Here is a 2,352-nt window from a genome sequence, read left to right as displayed (position 1 = left end):
GGACGGGGGAGATTTGCACAGATTGAGCCGTCCGGATCGTTGGGGCAGAGCGACGGAAGGTCCGTGCAGCACAAGAGGGGACAGCAGTGCGTCCCCGGACACCACCGCCCGTACCGCACGCAGCAGTTCGTCCGGTTCCGTGTCCTTCACCAGAAAGCCGGAGGCGCCGGAGCGGATGGCCTCGAAGACGTACTCGTCCAGTTCGAAGGTGGTGAGCATGACGACCTTCACGTCCGCCAGACGCTCGTCATCGGTGATCCGGCGGGTGGCGGCGAGTCCGTCCAGGTTCGGCATCCGGATGTCCATCAGCACCACGTCCGGGCGCTCTTCGCCCACCAGGCGCACCGCCTCCTCCCCGTCGGACGCCTCGCCCGCGACCTCGATGTCCGGCTGGGCGCCCAACAGGGCGCGGAAGCCTGCCCGGACCAGGATCTGGTCGTCTGCGAGGACTATTCGGATCACGTCGTCTCCTTGGGCCGCACGGGCAGTTCGGCTCGGACCCCGAAGCCGCCGTCCGGCCGCGGACCCGCGTCGATGGTGCCACCGAGAGCAGCGGCCCGTTCCCGCATGCCGGCCAGGCCGTTGCCGCTGCCGCCCGCGGGCGAGCCGGTCGCGGGCCCTTCGTCGTCGATCCGGAGGTCGAGACGGCCCGGGGCGTAGGCGATCCGTACCCGCGCGGTGCGCGAGCCCGAGTGCCGTACGACGTTCGTCAGTGCCTCCTGCACGATCCGGAAAGCCGCCAGGTCTGCCCCGGGCGGGAGCGCCACCGGCTCGCCCGCGGTCTCCACCTCGACGGTGAGTCCGGCGTCCGCGGCCTGTTCGACGAGTTCGGGGAGGCGGTCCAGGCCGGGAGCGGGGGCACGGGGGGCCCGGCCGGGGGCGCGCAGCGTGTCGAGGACCTGCCTCACCTCGCCCAGCGCCTCCTTGCTCGCCGCCTTGATGGTGGTCAGGGCGGTACGGGCCTGTTCGGGGTCGGAGTCGAGCAGCGCCAGCCCGACACCCGCCTGCACGTTGATGACGGAGATCGAGTGCGCGAGGACGTCGTGGAGTTCGCGGGCGATGCGCAGCCGTTCCTCGTCCGCGCGGCGCTTCTCCGCGGCGGCGCGCTCGGCACGCTCCCGCGCCCATACCTCGCGGCGTACGCGCACCAGTTCTGACGCGGCCACGATCGCTATCACCCAGGCGGTGACGAACACCTCCTGCCCCCAGGGCGCCGCGCCGTCGCCGGCCGGGGGCAGATACCGGTACAGCCAGTGCGCGATCAGCAGATGCCCCGCCCACAGCAGACCGATGGCCCACCAGGCGGCCCGCCGGTGTGCGGCGACGATCGCGGCGAAGCAGGCGACGGCGATGGTGAGGAAGACCGGCCCGTACGGATAGCCCGCCGCGAAGTACACGAAGGCCGTGCCGCACACACCGAAAACGGTGAGCACGGGATACCGGTTGCGCAGGAGGAGCAGTGCCGGGCCGAGGAGGAGCAGAACGCGGCCGAAGGCGTCGAGGGATTCGCGTTCGGGCTGCCCCTTGGCGGCGAAACCGGAGCCGCCCATGACGATCACGGCGATCGCCAGGGTCGACGCCCACGGGACACGGGTCCTGTCGCGCCGGTCCTCGAAGGGGCGCATCCAAGGAGGTCCGCCCCGTGGCCAGGGCGGACCTGCGCAGGTGCCGGTGCGCTGCTGTTCCATACGGCCACGCTAGACCGGGGTGGTGGGCGCGGGCGTCAGCCCGGTGTGGCGGTCACGTGTACTCCCTCGGGAGTACAGGCTCGGGGAGTACGGGCGCGGGGAGTACGGGCGCGGGTGGCGGCCTCCGTCAGTCGTCCGCCGGAGTGCGCCGCAGCCGCTCCGGCCGGGCGGTGAACCAGGTCCGTGCCGCCGAGGGCGCCGCTCGGAAATGCGTCGCGTCAGGACGCGGCTCGGCTGCCCGGTGAGGTGCCCTCGGTATGGGGACGGAGCCCGACCTCGTACGCGAGGCGGGCCACGGCGTGCTCGAAGAAGGCGTCCCGATCCTCGACGACGCGGTTGAAGTGGCCGAACAGGTCGAAGGAGATCGTCCCGAAGAGCTGCGACCATGCGGCGATCATCGCGACGACGACGGCGGGCGGCAGGTCGGGGGCGATGTCCGCCGCCATACGGTGCGCTTCCGGCCGCAGCCCAGGAGCCAGCGGCGGGAGCGCGAGCCCGTTCGTGCGGTGGCCGTCGCGGATGACGGAGACCAGCGCGAGGCCCACACGGGCGGCGGGACCCACGGTGTCCCTGGGCGCGGTGTAGCCGGGGACGGGAGAGCCGTAGATCAGGGCGTACTCGTGCGGATGGGCCAGGGCCCAGGCACGCACGGCCGTGCAGACCG

3 protein-coding genes are annotated in these 2,352 nt (G+C 72.4%); all 3 read right to left on the bottom strand.

The window, feature by feature from the left end; genetic code table 11:
* A partial coding sequence (locus tag ABZ070_RS36835; RefSeq protein WP_356640509.1) for a response regulator transcription factor occupies window positions 1-462 on the bottom strand: 462 nt, incomplete at its 3' end.
* Complete coding sequence (locus ABZ070_RS36830) at window positions 459-1,688, bottom strand: sensor histidine kinase (protein ID WP_356640507.1); 1,230 nt, start codon at window positions 1,686-1,688, stop codon at window positions 459-461. The genes ABZ070_RS36830 and ABZ070_RS36835, both read right to left, overlap by 4 nt.
* Before the next feature lie 218 nt (window positions 1,689-1,906).
* On the bottom strand, window positions 1,907-2,352 hold a 446-nt coding region (locus ABZ070_RS36825; protein ID WP_356640505.1), incomplete at its 5' end, for a TetR-like C-terminal domain-containing protein.

The sequence above is a fragment of the Streptomyces sp. NPDC006283 genome, from assembly GCF_040613325.1.
Lineage (GTDB): Bacteria > Actinomycetota > Actinomycetes > Streptomycetales > Streptomycetaceae > Streptomyces.
Note: the sequence above shows the minus strand (reverse complement) of the source record. Positions and strands in the feature narration are given on the sequence as shown.

Excerpts from the sequence above, each read along its gene's own strand:
- ABZ070_RS36830 (WP_356640507.1), bottom strand. The coding sequence starts at position 1,688 with ATGGAACAGCAGCGCACCGGCACCTGCGCAGGTCCGCCCTGGCCACGG.